The organism is Pseudomonas sp. GW531-T4, from assembly GCF_017349615.1.
Lineage (GTDB): Bacteria > Pseudomonadota > Gammaproteobacteria > Pseudomonadales > Pseudomonadaceae > Aquipseudomonas > Aquipseudomonas chlororaphis_I.
The window spans coordinates 56,035-71,751 of the sequence record NZ_JACMZT010000011.1 but is presented as its reverse complement, the minus strand read 5'-3'; the positions used below and the strand labels follow the sequence as shown (position 1 = coordinate 71,751).

Below are 15,717 nucleotides of genomic sequence, written 5' to 3'. Positions count from 1 at the left end.
CAGCCCCCTCAGTGGGAATGCCGCGGGACCTCGGCGCCCCGGCAACCCACCAGGAAATCGAAGTCGCAGCCCTGGTCCGCCTGCAGTACGTGGTCGATGTACAGCTGGCGATAGCCGCCGACGATCAGCGACTGCGGTGCCTGCAGGTCGGCCATGCGCGCCGCCAGTTCGTCCTCGGGGATATCCAGGTGCAGGCGCCCGCTGGCACAGTCCAGTTCGATCCAGTCGCCTTCCTTCACCGCCGCCAACGGGCCGCCGGCCGCCGCTTCCGGTGCCACGTGCAGGACCACGGTGCCATACGCGGTGCCGCTCATGCGCGCGTCGGAAATCCGCACCATGTCGGTCACGCCCTGGGCCAGCAACTTGGCCGGCAAGCCCATGTTGCCGACCTCCGCCATGCCGGGGTAACCCTTGGGGCCGCAGTTCTTCATCACCAGGATCGAGTCGGCGTCGACCTCCAGTTCCGGGTCGTTGATCCGCGCCTTGTACATGTCGAAGTTCTCGAACACCACCGCGCGGCCGCGATGCTGCATCAGTTCGGCGCTGGCGGCGGACGGCTTGAGCACGGCGCCGAGGGGCGCCAGGTTGCCGCGCAGCACACAGATGCCGCCGTCCGCGCGGATCGGATTGTCCAGGGTGCGGATCACTTCGTCCTGGCCGTAGATCGGTGCCTCCCGGGTGTTTTCGCCGATGGATCTGCCGTTGACCGTCAGTGCATCCGGGTGGGGAATCAGCTTGGTTTCGCCGAGGCGGCGCAACACCGCCGGCAGGCCGCCGGCATAGTAGAACTCCTCCATCAAGAAGCGCCCGGACGGTTGCAGGTCGACAATGGTCGGCATGCCGCGACCGATGCGGGTCCAGTCGTCCAGATCGAGTTCGACGCCGATGCGCCCGGCGATGGCTTTCAGGTGAATCACCGCGTTGGTCGAGCCGCCGATGGCGGCGTTGACGCGGATGGCATTTTCGAACGCCTCCTTGGTGAGGATCTTCGACAGCCTCAAGTCTTCGCGAACCATCTCCACCGCGCGCATGCCGGACATGTGCGCCAGCACATAGCGGCGGGCATCGACCGCCGGGATCGCCGCGTTGTGGGGCAGGGAAGTGCCCAGGGCCTCGGCCATGCAGGCCATGGTCGAGGCGGTGCCCATGGTGTTGCAGGTGCCCGCCGAGCGCGACATGCCGCCTTCGGCCGCAAGGAAGTCGTCGAGGGTGATGGTGCCGGCCTTGACCTGTTCGCTGAGCTGCCACACCACGGTGCCAGAACCTATGTCCTGGCCCTTGTGCTTGCCATTGAGCATCGGCCCGCCGGTGACGACGATGGCCGGCACGTCGCAACTGGCCGCGCCCATCAGCAGTGCCGGGGTGGTCTTGTCGCAGCCGGTCAGCAGCACCACGCCATCGATCGGGTTGCCGCGGATGGCTTCCTCGACATCCATGCTGGCCAGGTTGCGGGTGAGCATGGCGGTCGGGCGCAGGTTCGACTCCCCGTTGGAGAACACCGGGAACTCCACGGGAAAGCCGCCGGCCTCGATCACCCCGCGTTTGACATGCTCGGCAATCTGGCGGAAGTGCGCGTTGCACGGGGTCAGCTCCGACCAGGTGTTGCAGATCCCGATGATGGGCTTGCCATGGAACTGGTGGTCGGCGATGCCCTGATTCTTCATCCAGCTGCGGTACATGAAGCCGTTCTTGTCGGCGGTACCGAACCAGTGGGCGGAGCGCAGGTTGGGTTTCTTATCAGACATGGTCAGCTCTCTTATTGTAAGACTATATTGTTCTGGTCTGGCCATAACATAAGCGCAAAATCTTGGGTTTGGAAGTATTGTTGGCTAAATAGTAATACTATATAGTCGTTTTCAACTGAGGTATGGCCCTGGCGGTTTTCCGCGAGAGGCGTCCCCCGAGCTTCTATAAAAACAACAATCGGAGACCGATCTCATGAGCCAGGAGCTGCGGCTTGTCCGGCGCATCACGCTGAAACTGATTCCCTTCCTGATCCTGCTGTACCTGATCGCCTACGTGGATCGTTCCGCCGTTGGCTTCGCCAAGTTGCACATGGGCGCCGATATCGGCATTGGCGATGCGGCCTATGGGTTGGGCGCCGGCCTGTTCTTCATCGGCTACTTCCTCCTGGAAATCCCCAGCAATCTGATGCTCGACCGCTTCGGCGCACGGCGCTGGTTCGCCCGGATCATGATCACCTGGGGCGCCATCACCATTGGCATGGCGTTTGTCCAGGGCCCCTACAGCTTCTATCTGATGCGCTTTCTGCTCGGCGCGGCGGAAGCCGGGTTCTTCCCCGGCGTTCTCTACTACATCACCCAATGGTTCCCGGTGCGCCATCGCGGCAAGATCCTCGGGCTGTTCATCCTGTCCCAACCCATCGCGATGATGATCACCGGCCCGGTGTCCGGCGGCCTGCTGGGCATGGACGGCATCCTTGGCCTGCACGGCTGGCAGTGGCTGTTCATCGTCATCGGCACGCCGGCGATCCTGCTGACCTGGCCGGTGCTGCGTTACCTGCCCGACAGCCCGCAGCAGGTCAGCTGGATGGACCCGGCCGAGAAGGCCTGGCTCACCGGCGAGCTGAACAAGGACCTGCAGGCATACGGCCAGACCCGCCACGGCAATCCGCTGCATGCCCTCAGGGACAAGCGGGTGTTGCTGCTGGCGCTGTTCTATCTGCCGGTGACCTTGAGCATTTATGGCCTGGGCCTGTGGCTGCCGACGTTGATCAAGCAGTTCGGCGGCAGCGACCTGGCCACCGGCTTCGTGTCCTCGGTGCCGTACCTCTTCGGGATCGTCGGCTTGCTGGTGGTGCCGCGCAGTTCCGACCGCCTGAATGATCGCTACGGCCACCTGGCGGTGCTCTATGTGCTGGGGGCGATTGGCCTGTTCCTCAGCGCCTGGCTGTCGGCGCCGCTGCTGCAACTGGCGGCCCTGTGCCTGGTGGCCTTCGCGCTGTTTTCCTGCACCGCGGTGTTCTGGACCTTGCCCGGGCGCTTTTTTGCCGGCGCCAGCGCGGCGGCGGGGATCGCCCTGATCAACTCGGTGGGCAACCTGGGCGGCTACATCGGTCCGTTCGTGATCGGTGCGCTCAAGCAGTACACCGGCAGCCTGGCGTCGGGGTTGTACTTCCTGTCCTGCGTGATGCTGTTCGGCTTGCTGCTGACGGGCGTGGTCTATCGGTTGCTTGAGCGCAGGCACGTGCTGCCGGTCGAGCAGTTCGCCGCCAGTGCCCGCGGCGCCACGCGTACTTAATGGCCTAGAGGAGAAAGTTCATGCGTTTAGTGCAGTTCGAATTGAATAACAGCGAGCGTCGGGTCGGTGTGGTCGAGGACGCCCTGGTTCGTGAAGTGCAGTCGGTGGGCACGGTGCGCGAGCTGGCGCTGGCGGCCATCGAGGCGGGTGTCGGCCTGCGCCAGCAGGTGCAAAGCCTCGGCCTGGGCATCAGCCACGACTACGCCGAGCTGCTGGCAAGCCTGAGGATCCTGCCGCCGTTGGATCACCCGGACCCGGCGCACATGCTGGTCAGCGGCACCGGGCTGACCCACCTGGGCAGTGCTGCGGCGCGTGACAAGATGCACCAGCAGGGCGCTGACGACACGGCGCTGACCGACACCATGCGCATCTTCAAGTGGGGCGTGGAGGGCGGTAAGCCCGCTGCCGGTCAGGCCGGCGTGCAACCGGAATGGTTCTACAAGGGCGACGGTAGCATCGTCGTGCGCCCGGGCCAGGCCTTCCGCCTGCCGGCCTTTGCCGAAGACGCCGGCGAAGAGCCGGAAATCGGTGGCCTGTATGTCATCGGCCATGACGGCAAGCCTTATCGCCTGGGGTTCGCGGTGGGCAACGAGTTCTCCGATCACGTGATGGAGCGTAAGAACTATCTCTACCTGGCCCATTCCAAATTGCGCAGTTGCAGCTATGGTCCTGAACTCAGGGTCGGCGAGCTGCCCCAGCACCTGGCGGGCACCAGCCGCATTCTGCGCAATGGCCAGGTGCTGTGGCAGAACGAGTTCCTCAGCGGCGAAGCCAATATGTGCCACAGCCTGGAGAACCTCGAGTACCACCATTTCAAATACCGCCAGTTCCTGCGGCCGGGGGATGTGCACATTCACTTCTTCGGCACCGCGACCCTGTCGTTCGCGGACGGTATCCGCACGCAGCCGGGGGATGTATTCGAAATCAGCCAGGCGGCGTTCGGTGCGCCATTGATCAACGGTATTGCCGGCGCCGACGCGGTGCTGGCGCCCGGTTGCGTAGGTGCCCTTTAAGCAGGCGCTCTTCCAGAAGACAAGCAGGTTCGAGGAGACAGGCATGACCCAGGTTTTTGGCCACAACTACATCGGCGGCCAGCGCAGCGCCGCCGGCACCGTCATTCTTCACAGCATCGATGCCAGCACCGGCGAAGCCTTGCCCCAGGCGTTCTACCAGGCTACGGCGCAGGAAGTCGAGGCCGCCGCCAAGGCTGCCGCGGCGGCCTACCCGGCCTACCGCGCCCTGAGTGCGCAGCGGCGCGCGCAATTCCTGGAGGCGGTGGCGGACGAGCTGGACGCGCTGGACGATGAGTTCATCGCCCTGGTCTGCCGGGAAACCGCGTTGCCTACCGCGCGGATCCAGGGCGAGCGCAAGCGCACCAGTGGCCAGATGCGGCTGTTCGCCGAGGTGCTGCGGCGCGGCGATTTCTACGGCGCGCGTATCGACCGGGCACTGCCCGAGCGCCAGCCGCTGCCGCGTCCGGACCTGCGCCAGTACCGCATCGGCCTGGGGCCGGTGGCAGTGTTTGGCGCGAGCAACTTTCCCCTGGCGTTTTCCACGGCGGGCGGCGACACCGCGGCAGCGCTGGCCGCCGGTTGCCCCGTGGTGTTCAAGGCCCACAGCGGGCACATGGCGACCGCCGAGCGGGTCGCCGATGCGATCATCCGGGCGGCCGAGGCCAGCGGGATGCCCGCCGGCGTGTTCAATATGATCTTTGGCGCCGGCGTCGGCGAAGCGCTGGTCAAGCATCCGGCGATCCAGGCGGTCGGTTTCACCGGCTCGCTCAAGGGCGGGAGAGCGCTGTGCGACATGGCGGCGGCGCGCCCGCAACCGATCCCGGTGTTTGCCGAGATGTCGAGTATCAACCCGGTGATCGTGTTACCCCAGGCGCTGCAAGCGCGGGCGGAAACGGTCGCCCGTGACCTGACTGCGTCGGTGGTGCAGGGCTGCGGCCAGTTCTGCACCAACCCGGGCCTGGTGATCGGCATCCGCTCGCCGCAGTTCGCGGCTTTCACCGAGCAGGTTGCCCGACTGATCGGCGATCAACCGGCGCAGACCATGCTCAACGCCGGCACCTTGAGCAGCTACGGCAAGGGGCTGCAAAAGCTTCTGGCGCATCCGGGCATCGAGCACCTGGCCGGCGATCCGCAAGCCGGCAACCAGGCGCGGCCACAGCTGTTCAAGGCGCAGGCCAGCCTGTTGGTCGATGGTGATGAAGTGCTGCAGGAAGAAGTCTTCGGCCCGACCACCGTGTTCGTCGAAGTGGCCGACCAGGCCCAGCTCGTCGCCGCCTTGAACGGCCTGCGCGGGCAACTGACGGCGACCCTCATTGGCGAGCCCGCGGACTTCACGCAATTCGGCGAGTTGACCGGGTTGCTGGAGCAGAAGGTCGGCCGCATCCTGATCAACGGCTACCCGACCGGTGTCGAGGTCTGTGACGCGATGGTGCACGGCGGGCCTTTCCCGGCCACCTCCGATGCCCGTGGCACATCCGTGGGGACCCTGGCCATCGAGCGTTTCCTGCGCCCGGTGTGCTTCCAGAACTACCCCGACAACCTGCTGCCGGATGCCTTGAAGAACGCCAACCCGCTGCGTATCCAGCGCCTGGTGGATGGACGGCCATCGCGCGACGGGCTGTAACGCGCGTCGGCCAATGTCTGCCTGAAAACAACAACAATGCAGGAGGTTTCATGTCGTGGACCGCGCTGACCGCACACCGTGCGCAGCTTGGCGAAGGCCCGTTCTGGGATGCGCCGGATCAGGCCCTGTATTGGGTCGACATTGCCGGCCGGCAGGCATTGCGCCTGTGTGGCGAACGGCTGCTGGCCTGGCAACTGCCGGAACCGGTGTCGGCCTTCATCCCCTGTGAGCGCGGCGATGCGCTGGTGACCTTGAGCAGTGGCGTGTACCGCCTCGACCTGGGCTCCGCGCCCGCGGCGCCGCGCCTGAGCCTGCTGTGCGTGGCCGATCCGCAACCGGGCAACCGCGCCAACGAGGCCCGTTGCGACGCCCAGGGCCGGCTCTGGCTGGGCACCATGCAGAACAACATCGGCGAGCAGGGCGAAGACCTTCCCGTGCGGCGGCGCTCCGGTGGCCTGTTCCGCATCGATACCCAGGCGCGTGTCACGCCGCTGCTCCAGGGCCTGGGGATTCCCAATACCTTGCTGTGGAGCGAGGACGCCAGCTGCCTGTATTTTGCCGACAGCCTGGACGGCACGCTGTACCAGTACCCGATCGCCAGCGATGGCCGGCTCGAACCCGCGCGCAGCTGGTTCGGGCCACATCCGCGCGGTGTCCCGGACGGTTCGGCGATGGACGCCCAGGGCTATATCTGGAATGCCCGCTGGGACGGCGGCTGCCTGCTCAGGCTGGCGCCCGACGGCGAGGTCGACCGGGTGCTCGAACTGCCGGTCAGCCGCCCCACCAGTTGCGTGTTCGGCGGCGCGGACCTCAAGACCCTGTACATCACCAGCGCGGCCAGCCCGCTCGATCATCCTCTGGACGGCGCGGTGCTGGCCGTCCGGGTCGATACCCCAGGGAAGCTCTGTCATCGATTTGCCGGTTGAGGTTTCAGGCCGAACCTGTGTGCAACGAAGCGATGTGTAACGAAGCTGTGTGCAACGAACTCTGAAAACAACAACAAGGAGTCACCTTATGAATCGTCGTCGTGGGATCCGTTACCTGTGTTGTGCCGCCCTGGCCATGTCGGCCGCCAGCCTGAGCTGCCTGTTGCTCGCCGCCGAGCCGGTGAAGATCGGTTTCCTGGTCAAGCAGGCGGAGGAACCCTGGTTCCAGACCGAATGGGCCTTTGCCGAAAAGGCCGGCAAGGACAAGGGCTTCACCGTGATCAAGATCGCCGTGCCGGACGGCGAGAAAACCCTGTCGGCGATCGACAGCCTCGCCGCCAACGGCGCCAAGGGCTTCGTGATCTGCCCGCCGGACGTGTCCCTGGGCCCGGCGATCATGGCCAAGGCCAAGCTCAACGACTTGAAAGTGATTGCCGTCGACGACCGTTTTGTCGATGCCAAGGGCCAGTTCATGGAAGACGTGCCCTACCTGGGCATGGCCGCGTTCGAGGTGGGGCAGAAGCAGGGCGCCGCCATGGCCGGCGAAGCGAAGAAGCGCGGTTGGGACTGGAAGGACACCTACGCGGTGATCACCACCTACAACGAACTCGACACCGGTAAAAAGCGCACCGACGGCTCGGTCAAGTCCCTGGAGGAAGCCGGCCTGCCCAAAGACCACATCCTCTTCGCCCCGCTCAAGACCCTCGACGTGCCGGGCAGCATGGACGCCACCAACTCGGCGCTGGTCAAGCTGCCCAGCGGGGCGAAGAACCTGATCATCGGCGGGATGAACGACAACAGCGTGCTGGGCGGCGTGCGCGCCACCGAAAGCGCCGGGTTCGCCGCGGCCAATGTGATCGGCATCGGCATCAACGGCACGGACGCCATCGGCGAGCTGAAGAAACCCGACAGCGGCTTCTTCGGCTCGATGCTGCCCAGCCCGCACATGGAGGGCTACAACACCGCGAGCATGATGTTCGAGTGGGTTACCACCGGCAAGGAGCCGCCCAAGTACACGGCGATGGACGACGTGACGCTGATCACCCGGGACAACTTCAAGCAAGAACTGGAAAAGATCGGCCTGTGGAACTGAGGGCCGGTGGTTTTCCCCGGCGGCCCTTTCGACCGGGCCGCCTGACCTGATGAGGTGGTTATGCACGCGCAACTGAATAAACGACAACACAGCGCTGGCGCCAGTTTGTGTTTCAACGGCATCGGCAAGACCTTCCCCGGGGTCAAGGCGCTGGACGGCATCAGCTTCACCGCCCACCCGGGGCAGGTGCACGCCTTGATGGGCGAGAACGGCGCAGGCAAGTCGACCTTGCTGAAGATTCTCGGCGGCGCCTACACGCCCAGCAGCGGCAGCGTGCAGATCGGCGAGCAGAGCATGGCGTTCAAGTGCGCGGCCGACAGCATTGCCTGCGGGGTGGCAGTGATCCACCAGGAGTTGCACCTGGTGCCCGCCATGAGCGTGGCCGAGAACCTGTTCCTCGGCCATCTGCCGGCCCGTTTCGGGGTGATCGACCGTCGTGCGCTGCGCCAGCATGCGCTGGAATGCCTCAAGGGGCTGGCCGATGAAATCGATCCCGACGAGAAGCTCGGCCGCCTGTCCCTGGGCCAGCGCCAGCTGGTGGAAATCGCCAAGGCGTTGTCCCGTGGCGCCCATGTGATTGCCTTCGACGAGCCCACCAGCAGCCTCTCGGCCCGGGAAATCGAGCGCTTGATGGCGATCATCGGGCGCCTGCGGGACGAGGGCAAAGTGGTGTTGTACGTGTCCCATCGCATGGAGGAGGTGTTCCGTATCTGCGATGCGGTGACGGTGTTCAAGGACGGTCGCTACGTGCGCACCTTCGAGGACATGAGCGCACTGACCCACGACCAGTTGGTCACCTGCATGGTCGGTCGCGACATCCAGGACATCTACGATTACCGCCCCCGGCCCCGCGGCGCGGTGGCGCTCAAGGTCGATGGCCTGCTGGGGCCGGGCCTGCGTGCTCCGCTGAGTTTCCAGGTGCACCAGGGCGAGGTGCTCGGCCTGTTCGGCCTGGTCGGCGCGGGGCGTACCGAACTGCTGCGCCTGCTGGGTGGCCTCGAACGGGCAAGCGCCGGAAGCCTGGCGCTGTGTGGCGAGGCGCTGCACCTGCGCTCGCCGCGCGATGCCATCGCCGCCGGGGTGCTGCTGTGTCCCGAGGACCGCAAGAAGGAGGGCATCATTCCGCTTTCCAGCGTCGCCGAGAACATCAACATCAGCGCGCGCGGTGCCCATTCGAGCTTTGGCTGGCTGTTGCGCGGCGGCTGGGAGAAGGGCAACGCCGACAAGCAGATCAAGGCGTTGAAGGTAAAGACGCCCAACGCGGCGCAGAAAATCGTCTACCTGTCCGGCGGCAACCAGCAGAAGGCCATCCTCGGCCGCTGGCTGTCGATGCCGATGAAAGTCCTGCTGCTCGACGAACCCACGCGCGGCATCGATATCGGCGCCAAGGCCGAGATCTACCAGATCATCCATGACCTGGCGGCCAGCGGCATCGCGGTGATCGTGGTGTCCAGCGACCTGATGGAAGTGATGGGCATCTCCGACCGCATCCTGGTGCTGTGCGAAGGCGCGCTGCGTGGCGAAAAGAGCCGCGAACAGGCCAATGAATCCAACCTGCTGCAACTGGCTTTGCCGCGCCAACGCGCCGACGGCCTGGAGAACTGAAGAGGTGAACATGACAATTCAAGACAATGCGTTGCCGACGGCGCGCAAACCCCTGGACCTGCGTGGCCTGCTCGATAACTGGGCGATGCTGTTGGCGGCGGTGGGGATCTTCGTGCTCTGCACCCTGCTCATCGACAACTTCCTCTCGCCGCTGAACATGCGCGGCCTGGGCCTGGCCATTTCCACCACCGGCATCGCCGCCTGCACCATGCTCTATTGCCTGGCGTCCGGGCATTTCGACCTGTCGGTCGGTTCGGTGATCGCCTGTGCCGGGGTCGTCGCGGCCGTGGTGATGCGCGACACCGACAGTGTGTTGCTCGGGGTCGGCGCCGCGCTGTTGATGGGGCTGCTGGTCGGGCTGATCAACGGCATCGTGATTGCCAAGCTGCGGGTCAATGCGCTGATCACCACGTTGGCGACCATGCAGATCGTCCGTGGCCTGGCCTATATCTTCGCCAACGGCAAGGCGGTCGGCGTATCCCAGGAGTCGTTCTTCGTCTTCGGCAACGGCCAGTTGTTCGGTGTGCCGGTGCCGATCCTGATCACCATCGGCTGCTTCCTGTTTTTCGGCTGGCTGCTCAACTACACCACCTACGGGCGCAACACCATGGCCATCGGCGGCAACCAGGAAGCGGCGCTGCTGGCCGGGGTCAACGTCGACCGGACCAAGATCGTCATCTTCGCCGTGCACGGGGTGATCGGCGCGCTGGCCGGGGTGATCCTGGCATCGCGCATGACCTCCGGCCAGCCGATGATCGGCCAGGGGTTCGAGCTGACGGTGATTTCCGCCTGTGTGCTGGGCGGGGTGTCGTTGAGCGGCGGGATCGGCATGATCCGCCATGTGATCGCCGGGGTGCTGATACTGGCGATCATCGAAAACGCGATGAACCTGAAAAACATCGACACCTTCTACCAGTATGTGATCCGCGGTTCGATCCTGCTGCTGGCGGTGGTCATCGACCGCATGAAACAACGCTGATCCAGGGGGCTTTATCAGGGGCATGCCGACGTCGCCGGACCACTGCCTTGCCGGGTCGGCAGGGCAGTGGTGGCTACCGCGCTTCAGTCGGCGGAGAACTTCAGGACGGTGTCCTGGCTGTAGACCTGGCCGGGGTTCAGCCGGGTGCTGGGGAAGTCCGGCTGGTTGGGCGAGTCGGGGAAGTGCTGGGTCTCCAGGGTGAACGCGCCCCAGTGGCTGTAGGTCTTGCCCGCCTTGCCCTTGAGCGTGCCGTCGAGGAAGTTGCTGGTGTAGAACTGCACCCCGGGTTCGCTGGTGTAGAGCTGCAAGCGACGACCGGATTGCGGGTCGCGCACCTCGGCGGCGAGCTGGCCGACGTCGCCCTTGGCGTCGAGCACCCAGTTGAAGTCGAAGCCACCCTGTTTCGGCTCGGCGAACTTGAGCTGCGGATGATCGTCCTTGATGTGCTGGCCGATGGCGGTCGGTTGCCGGAAGTCCAGCGGCGTGCCGGCGACCGGGGCCAGTTCGCCGGTCGGAATCAGCTTGGCGTTGACCGGCGTGTAGTGGCTGGCGTGCAAGGTGGCGAGCTGGGCGAGCACATCGCCGTTACCGGCGCCGGCGAGGTTGAAGTAGCTGTGGTTGGTGAGGTTCAGCACCGTGGGTTTGTCGGTGGAGGCGCTGTACTCGATGCGCAGCTCGTTGTTGTCGTTGAGGCTGTAGGTGACCTCGACCTGCAGGTTGCCGGGAAAGCCCATTTCGCCGTCTTTGGACAGGTAGCTCAAGGTCACCCCGACAGCGTCCTTGCGCTTGATCGGCCGGGCCTTCCAGACGCGCTTGTCGAAGCCCTGGGCGCCGCCATGCAGCGAATTCGGGCCGTCGTTGAGGGGCACCTGGTAACGCTGGCCGTCCAGCTCGAACGCCCCGCCGGCCAGGCGATTGCCGTAGCGGCCGATGGTGGCGCCGAAGAACGCGGTGCCGCGCTGATAGCCCTGGACGTCGTCGAAGCCCAGGACCACGTCGTCGAAGGCGCCGTTCTTATCCGGCACCTTCAACGATTGCAGGACCGCGCCATAGGTGATGACCGTGGCTTGCAGGCCATGGCTGTTGCGCAACACATATTGCTCGACAGCGCTACCGTCGAGGGTCGTGCCAAAGGCTTTGTGTTCGCTGGACAGGCCCGCGGCCTGGGCGCCGAGGCTGGCAAGCAGCAGCGACAGGCCGAGGCCGGAAAGCCGGTAGGGGGAGTGCGGCATGGTTGAACTTCCTTTTGTTGTTCTGAATGGAATAGTTCTACTAATTTGCATTTTTTCATTGTTGCTCCCACAAATTTATCGCTTTGATTGGCTTTTTTACAATATAAAATAAGACTAATTGGTCGGCGCAGCAGAGATACCGGAATGCTTCGCTGGCCCGAACAGAAATGATCACTGCGCAGGAACCGTCATATGAACAATGAGAAAGGGGCTGGCATGCAGGCTGTGTACGCGGATCTCAACGGCAAGACCGTATTGATTTCCGGTGGCGCCTCGGGAATTGGCGAAGCCCTGGTTTGCGCCTTTGCCCAGCAAGGCGCCAGGGTCGCATTCGTGGACATGGCGCAAAGCCAGGGCGAGGCGTTGGCAGCCCGGTTATCGGCGCAGGGCCATTGCGTGGCGTTCGCGCCCTGCGACGTCACCGACGAGGCCGCTTACCAGGCCGCGATCGAGCGTTTTGCGCAGACGCTGGGGCCTGTCACGGTGCTGGTGAACAATGCCGCCAATGATGTGCGGCACAGCCTGGAGGAAGTCGACTCTTCGAAATTCGACAAGCTGATCTCGGTCAATCTCAAGCACGCCTTTTTCGCCAGCCAGGCGGTGGTGCCGATGATGAAGGCCGCCGGCGCCGGCAGCGTGATCAACCTGGGTTCCATCGGCTGGATGATGGCCTCCAGCGGGTACCCGGTCTACGCGGCCAGCAAGGCGGCCACCCACGGTCTGACCCGGGCCCTGGCGCGGGAATTGGGGCCCTGGCGGATCCGGGTCAACACCCTGGTGCCCGGCTGGGTGATGACCGAGAAACAGCTGGCGTTGTGGGTGGATGATGCCGCCCGCGAGCTGATCAGCCGCAGCCAATGCCTGCCGGGCAGCGTGGAGCCCGGGCATATCGCGCAGATGGCGCTGTTCCTGGCGTCCGATGCGTCCGCCATGTGCTCGGCGCAAAACTTCATCGTCGATGGCGGCTGGGTATAGCACCCGGCGAACGACGCCGTGGCCTTGCCAGAATGGTGGCGCGGCGTCGGCGAGCGGGTGCTCAAGTTCATCGGCCTTCGATACGCAGCGGCAGGCTGTCGATCACCTGCGACAGCGCTTGCTCCAGTTCCGCCTCTTCTTTTTTTACCAGTTCCGGGCTTCTTCGGCGTTGCCGGTATTCGCTGGGGCTGGCGCCCGCGAACTGCTTGAAGGCGCGGGCAAAGTAGGACGGGTCCTTGAAGCCGACTTCATAGCCGATGCTGGTGATGGGCATCTGGCTGTTGTCGAGCAGATTCTTGGCGCAATCCATGCGTTTGCTCAGGATGTAGTCCATGAACCCCAGGCCATGGACCTCCTTGAACAGCCGGCTGAAGCGAAACGTGGTCATGCCACAACGTTTGGCCAGCTCTTTCTGGTCGATGCTTTCACGAAAATTCTGCTCGATGTACAGCAGCACATCGCTGAGTGCCTGATGTTTCTGGTGCTCTACGGTCAGCCGGATGCTGTCCGGCAGGGACGGGCCGTGTTCGATCTGCAGCGTCTTGTTGCCGGGGCCGCCGTTGTGGCGCAGTTCGTAGAGCTGCTTCAGCGCATGCAGGAAGCGCCGGATCTCGGCACTCGAGAGCGGGAGCACCATGTATTCCCAGACCCGCGAACGCATGGCCCAGACCGCAAGTTCTTCGGAGTGCTGCACCGTGAACATGGCGATGGGAATGGAGGGAATCTTGTGTTTGATCTCCAGCAGCAGATTGAGCCCCGGCATGTCCGGGCGGTCATAGTGCATGCAGATCATGTCCGGTACGGGATGAGTGTCCTTTTCGGGCAGAGACGCGTCTTTCGACACCCGGCAATCGCAGGCTGGGCGAAACAGCGCGATCAGTTCTTCAGACGATCGGTCGCGCGTGAGGTCGAACCATAACAGAGAGGGTTTCTGGGCCGACTCAGGTTTCATTTCCTTATTCCTTCCTGGTGTCTCGCTGTCACTTCCTGGGGTGTCAGTATCGCCATTGTGCTTTGCGGGCAAAGGATCAAGTTCTGATAGCGCTTCATAAATTTTCTTGATTACCTTCTATGTCTGACAGCGAGATAAGAGTCACAGGCAGCTCCTTGCTGTTGCGATCGCCTTTTCTTGCAGCACTGGGCACAGCTGAATCAATTTAGTGTTATATGAGAACAGTTCCTTTTATGAAAAAATCCATCTGCCAGGTTTAGTTTCACTGGAGTTTCTTTGCTGTCTTGCCAAGTGGCGCAAAAAAGTCCTAGAAACCGGCAATAAACTCCTAACTCTTTGTGTTAGCCCCTGACTAGGATTCAGTCAGGCGGCACAAATACTGATCGCCTTAAAGCAACTTTTCTTATATGAGGTGAACAAGATGAAACTGCAAACAATCAAAACCTCGGTTCTGGCCTTCATCAAGGATGAAGATGGTTTGACCATCGTCGAGTATGCCGTGGCCGGTGGCCTGATTACGCTGGGCGCCGTTGCCGCGTTCGTGACCCTGGGCGGCAACGTGGCCACCGCCATTACCAGCCTGGGTTGCGCTGTTCAGGGCCAGGTGTGCTAACGACAGCCGTTGTGCCGAGTCCTCGGTCCTGGGCTGGAGCTGCTTGTTGCTCGTACGCAGCCAGACTTCTCGGGTCTGGCTGCGATGAGCGGTTTCCCTCGGGCTGAGGCCGTACCTGTGGTCCATGTGTGTTTTCCCACCTTTTCTGTCTACTCTCGCCTGGACAGATGGAGCCTCCGCAATCGGTATGTGCAGTCAGCGCACAGTACATGATGGATGGCTCCAGTCTTGGTCTCGAGCGAGATCAAGTCGCGAGTGATCCTTTGGCCGAGCACGGCTCCATCGCTCTGCAGCGGCCTGCAAATTCTCTTTGCAGCTTCTGGAGTATCGTCGCTGTATTGCTCGCGTGAAGATCAAATCCTGATATGAAAACCCTGGGTTACTTCGTTTCGCACTATGGTTTTTTTGCAACAAACATGGCCGGGGCTTTTGTCTTTGTCGGCTGTGGCTTCGGCCGGTCTCGCGTCGAGGGCGAGATTGTTTCAAGGCGGCTCTTCAATTATTCCTTCCTTAGATAAGCCACCTGTTCCTTGGGGATGTGCTGTTCCTGGTGTTTTTTTGCATCTTTCAACAACAGCAATAAAGTCCTAACGATCAGCAAAAAACTCCTAACCCTTCCAATGTTCCCCTGACTAATGTTCAACCAGGCAGTACGAGAGTGCTGCTCTTACATAAAAACACTTGAGTGAGGTGGGAAAATGAATCTGCAATCGATCAAGACTTTGGTTATCAAGTTCGCCAAAGACGAAGACGGCCTGACCATTGTGGAATATGCCGTGGCCGGTGGCCTGATCACTTTGGGCGCTGTTGCCGCATTTATCACTTTGGGCGGCAACGTGGCCACTGCCATCACCAGCCTGGGATGCGCAGTCCAGGGTCAAGTCTGCTAACACCAATTTCCACCGAGGGCTGCAGTCATGGGCAAAGAGCAATTGTTCGTTGTTGCATTGATGCTGGGACTGCTGGGGATTGCGGTGGTGAGCGATCTTCGTCGCCACCGTATTCCCAACCTCTTGGTGCTGTTGGGGCTGGGACTGGGGATGGCCGGCCAGGTCTATTCCTCAGGCGTCATCGGGTTTGGTTATGGACTGCTGGGCATGTCGATCGGTTTTGTCGTTTTTCTTCCCCTGTACGCCTTTGGCGGGATGGCAGCCGGCGACGTCAAGCTCATGGCCATGGTTGGCACCTTTCTCACTCCGCAGCACGCCCTCTGGGCTGCGTTTTTCAGCCTGATTGCCGGCGGCGCGTGCGGGGTACTGATTGTGTTGGTACGTGGTCAGGTTCAACAGACCATGGGGCGCTACTGGCAGATGGTGAGAGCCAAGGCCTATTTTCCGCCGGCGGATGATGAAGTGGCCGGCAAACCCTTTCCCTATTCGGTTGCGATCCTGCTCGGCACATTGGCCAGCTTTCTCTGGTTGCCCCTTGGCCAGTAGCTCAGGAG

General features: G+C 63.0%; 14 protein-coding genes. 11 read left to right on the top strand and 3 right to left on the bottom strand.

The window, feature by feature from the left end; translation table 11 throughout:
- Positions 1–8 precede the first annotated feature (8 nt).
- Complete coding sequence (locus tag J4D28_RS11445) at positions 9–1,745, bottom strand: IlvD/Edd family dehydratase (RefSeq protein ID WP_177477909.1); 1,737 nt, start codon at positions 1,743–1,745, stop codon at positions 9–11.
- Positions 1,746–1,938: 193 nt separating this feature from the next.
- On the opposite strand from J4D28_RS11445, the gene J4D28_RS11440 reads away from it, so the two are divergent.
- The 7 genes from J4D28_RS11440 to araH all read left to right on the top strand — a co-directional run bounded on the left by J4D28_RS11440 (position 1,939) and on the right by araH (position 10,501).
- Positions 1,939–3,261 carry an MFS transporter gene (locus J4D28_RS11440; protein ID WP_103331525.1) on the top strand — a complete coding sequence of 441 codons (1,323 nt, stop codon included), beginning with the start codon at positions 1,939–1,941 and terminating at the stop codon, positions 3,259–3,261.
- Positions 3,262–3,281: 20 nt separating this feature from the next.
- The gene (araD1, locus tag J4D28_RS11435; protein ID WP_103331524.1) at positions 3,282–4,274 is read left to right on the top strand and encodes an AraD1 family protein; all 993 of its coding nucleotides are present in this window, start codon (positions 3,282–3,284) and stop codon (positions 4,272–4,274) included.
- A 43-nt stretch (positions 4,275–4,317) separates the two neighbouring features.
- Positions 4,318–5,898 carry an aldehyde dehydrogenase (NADP(+)) gene (locus J4D28_RS11430; RefSeq protein WP_041984495.1) on the top strand — a complete coding sequence of 527 codons (1,581 nt, stop codon included), beginning with the start codon at positions 4,318–4,320 and terminating at the stop codon, positions 5,896–5,898.
- Positions 5,899–5,948: 50 nt separating this feature from the next.
- Positions 5,949–6,824 (top strand): SMP-30/gluconolactonase/LRE family protein, encoded by an 876-nt coding sequence (locus J4D28_RS11425; RefSeq protein WP_103331523.1) that lies wholly within the window; start codon positions 5,949–5,951, stop codon positions 6,822–6,824.
- Between the two features lie 88 nt (positions 6,825–6,912).
- The gene (locus J4D28_RS11420; RefSeq protein ID WP_009050453.1) at positions 6,913–7,917 is read left to right on the top strand and encodes a substrate-binding domain-containing protein; all 1,005 of its coding nucleotides are present in this window, start codon (positions 6,913–6,915) and stop codon (positions 7,915–7,917) included.
- Between the two features lie 60 nt (positions 7,918–7,977).
- Positions 7,978–9,522, top strand: coding sequence for an L-arabinose ABC transporter ATP-binding protein AraG (gene araG / locus J4D28_RS11415; RefSeq protein WP_009050452.1), 1,545 nt, complete (start codon positions 7,978–7,980; stop codon positions 9,520–9,522).
- Positions 9,523–9,532: 10 nt separating this feature from the next.
- Positions 9,533–10,501, top strand: a complete 969-nt coding sequence (araH, locus tag J4D28_RS11410) for an L-arabinose ABC transporter permease AraH (RefSeq protein ID WP_009050451.1) — start codon at positions 9,533–9,535, stop codon at positions 10,499–10,501.
- 83 nt (positions 10,502–10,584) lie between these two features.
- Here araH and J4D28_RS11405 read toward each other — a convergent pair whose 3' ends face one another.
- The gene (locus tag J4D28_RS11405) at positions 10,585–11,733 is read right to left on the bottom strand and encodes an aldose epimerase family protein (protein ID WP_038634458.1); all 1,149 of its coding nucleotides are present in this window, start codon (positions 11,731–11,733) and stop codon (positions 10,585–10,587) included.
- 192 nt (positions 11,734–11,925) lie between these two features.
- Between J4D28_RS11405 and J4D28_RS11400 the strand changes: the two genes are divergently transcribed.
- Entirely contained in the window at positions 11,926–12,708 is a 783-nt protein-coding gene (locus J4D28_RS11400) for an SDR family NAD(P)-dependent oxidoreductase (protein WP_009050449.1), read from the top strand.
- Between the two features lie 67 nt (positions 12,709–12,775).
- On the opposite strand, the gene J4D28_RS11395 is transcribed toward J4D28_RS11400, so the two are convergent.
- Complete coding sequence (locus J4D28_RS11395; RefSeq protein WP_028683224.1) at positions 12,776–13,660, bottom strand: AraC family transcriptional regulator; 885 nt, start codon at positions 13,658–13,660, stop codon at positions 12,776–12,778.
- Positions 13,661–14,081: 421 nt separating this feature from the next.
- Here J4D28_RS11395 and J4D28_RS11390 point away from each other — a divergent pair, with 421 nt between their 5' ends.
- From J4D28_RS11390 to J4D28_RS11380, 3 genes are all read left to right on the top strand, one after another.
- Positions 14,082–14,273 (top strand): Flp family type IVb pilin, encoded by a 192-nt coding sequence (locus J4D28_RS11390; protein WP_009050447.1) that lies wholly within the window; start codon positions 14,082–14,084, stop codon positions 14,271–14,273.
- 698 nt (positions 14,274–14,971) lie between these two features.
- A complete protein-coding gene (locus J4D28_RS11385) occupies positions 14,972–15,163 on the top strand; it encodes a Flp family type IVb pilin (RefSeq protein ID WP_009050445.1) in 192 nt (63 codons plus the stop codon).
- A 27-nt stretch (positions 15,164–15,190) separates the two neighbouring features.
- Positions 15,191–15,709, top strand: coding sequence for a prepilin peptidase (locus J4D28_RS11380; RefSeq protein ID WP_009050444.1), 519 nt, complete (start codon positions 15,191–15,193; stop codon positions 15,707–15,709).
- Positions 15,710–15,717: the final 8 nt, after the last annotated feature.

Excerpts from the sequence above, each read along its gene's own strand:
- J4D28_RS11445 (WP_177477909.1), bottom strand. The coding sequence starts at position 1,745 with ATGTCTGATAAGAAACCCAACCTGCGCTCCGCCCACTGGTTCGGTACC.
- J4D28_RS11440 (WP_103331525.1), top strand. The coding sequence starts at position 1,939 with ATGAGCCAGGAGCTGCGGCTTGTCCGGCGCATCACGCTGAAACTGATT.
- araD1 (WP_103331524.1), top strand. The coding sequence starts at position 3,282 with ATGCGTTTAGTGCAGTTCGAATTGAATAACAGCGAGCGTCGGGTCGGT.
- J4D28_RS11430 (WP_041984495.1), top strand. The coding sequence starts at position 4,318 with ATGACCCAGGTTTTTGGCCACAACTACATCGGCGGCCAGCGCAGCGCC.
- J4D28_RS11425 (WP_103331523.1), top strand. The coding sequence starts at position 5,949 with ATGTCGTGGACCGCGCTGACCGCACACCGTGCGCAGCTTGGCGAAGGC.
- J4D28_RS11420 (WP_009050453.1), top strand. The coding sequence starts at position 6,913 with ATGAATCGTCGTCGTGGGATCCGTTACCTGTGTTGTGCCGCCCTGGCC.
- araG (WP_009050452.1), top strand. The coding sequence starts at position 7,978 with ATGCACGCGCAACTGAATAAACGACAACACAGCGCTGGCGCCAGTTTG.
- araH (WP_009050451.1), top strand. The coding sequence starts at position 9,533 with ATGACAATTCAAGACAATGCGTTGCCGACGGCGCGCAAACCCCTGGAC.
- J4D28_RS11405 (WP_038634458.1), bottom strand. The coding sequence starts at position 11,733 with ATGCCGCACTCCCCCTACCGGCTTTCCGGCCTCGGCCTGTCGCTGCTG.
- J4D28_RS11400 (WP_009050449.1), top strand. The coding sequence starts at position 11,926 with ATGAACAATGAGAAAGGGGCTGGCATGCAGGCTGTGTACGCGGATCTC.
- J4D28_RS11395 (WP_028683224.1), bottom strand. The coding sequence starts at position 13,660 with ATGAAACCTGAGTCGGCCCAGAAACCCTCTCTGTTATGGTTCGACCTC.
- J4D28_RS11390 (WP_009050447.1), top strand. The coding sequence starts at position 14,082 with ATGAAACTGCAAACAATCAAAACCTCGGTTCTGGCCTTCATCAAGGAT.
- J4D28_RS11385 (WP_009050445.1), top strand. The coding sequence starts at position 14,972 with ATGAATCTGCAATCGATCAAGACTTTGGTTATCAAGTTCGCCAAAGAC.
- J4D28_RS11380 (WP_009050444.1), top strand. The coding sequence starts at position 15,191 with ATGGGCAAAGAGCAATTGTTCGTTGTTGCATTGATGCTGGGACTGCTG.